Origin of the sequence: Propioniciclava sp. (assembly GCF_029977985.1) — a bacterium.
Classification (GTDB): Bacteria; Actinomycetota; Actinomycetes; order Propionibacteriales; family Propionibacteriaceae; genus Propioniciclava.
This window is the reverse complement of the sequence record NZ_JARKOT010000244.1, coordinates 1-1,072: the sequence shown is the minus strand read 5'-3', so window position 1 is coordinate 1,072 and position 1,072 is coordinate 1. Positions and strand designations below refer to the sequence as shown.

At 74.8% G+C, this 1,072-nt stretch carries 2 protein-coding genes; both read left to right on the top strand.

Annotated features, from left to right (window positions below):
* On the top strand, nucleotides 1–369 hold a 369-nt coding region (locus Q1K57_RS13750; protein WP_300083576.1), incomplete at its 5' end, for a hypothetical protein.
* Nucleotides 370–379: 10 nt separating this feature from the next.
* On the top strand, nucleotides 380–1,072 hold a 693-nt coding region (locus Q1K57_RS13745), incomplete at its 3' end, for a glycoside hydrolase family 3 N-terminal domain-containing protein (protein WP_300083574.1).

Below are 1,072 nucleotides of genomic sequence, written 5' to 3'. Positions count from 1 at the left end.
GCCACCCGCACGGTGCTGGAGGTGGCCGGGGCCGGCGACCCGGTGGCCCTGCGGCTGGTGGAGGACCAGGCCAGGGCGTTCGCCGGCTACGCGGGCTGGGTGGCCGGCCAGGTCGGCGCCGTGCCCTCGCCGGAGTTTCCGATCGTGCTCAACGGGTCCGTGGTGACCTCCGAGCACCCGGTGTTCCGGACCGTGCTCACCGCCGCGCTGGCCGCCCGCTACTCCGGCTGTCCGGTCACGGTCGCGACCGCGCCGCCGCTGGCCGGCTGCGTGCTGGACGCCCTCGCCGAGGGCGGGGTGGCGCTGACGCCGGGCCTTCGCGACCGGGTGGCCGGGGCGACGCATCCGTCCGACTTCCTGGACACGTGAAGGGGACACCGTGAGCCGTGCGTCCGAGCTGGTCGCGTCCCTCACCCTCGAGCAGCAGGCCGCCCTGCTCAGCGGGGTCGACGACTGGCACACCTGCGCGATCCCCGAGGTCGGGTTGCCGGCGGTCGAGCTGGGCGACGGGCCGCACGGCCTGCGCACCGAGACCGGCGTCGACATGGTCTGGGTGCCGTCGACGGGCTTCCCGACCGGGTCGGCGCTCGGCGCCACCTGGGACGCGGACCTGGTCGCCCGGGTCGCCGCGGCGATCGGCGAGGAGGCACGGGCGATGGGCGTGCAGCTCGTGCTCGGGCCCGGGGTGAACATGAAGCGGACGCCGCTGTGCGGCCGCAACTTCGAGTACTTCGCCGAGGACCCGGTGCTCGCCGGTGACCTGGCGGCGGCCTACATCCGGGGCATCCAGGGCGTCGGGGTGGGCGCCTGCCTCAAGCACTTCGCGGCCAACAACCAGGAGACCGACCGCACCGAGATCTCCGTCGAGGTGGCCGAGGGCGCGCTGCGAGCGACCTACCTGGACGCGTTCCGCCGCGCGATCGCCGCCGCGGACCCGTGGGCGGTGATGTGCTCGTACAACCGCATCGGGGGCGTGCACGCCTCCCAGCACCGCTGGCTGCTCACCGACGTGCTGCGGGACGAGTGGGGCTACCGCGGCCTGGTCGTCTCCGACTGGGACGCGGTGCACGAC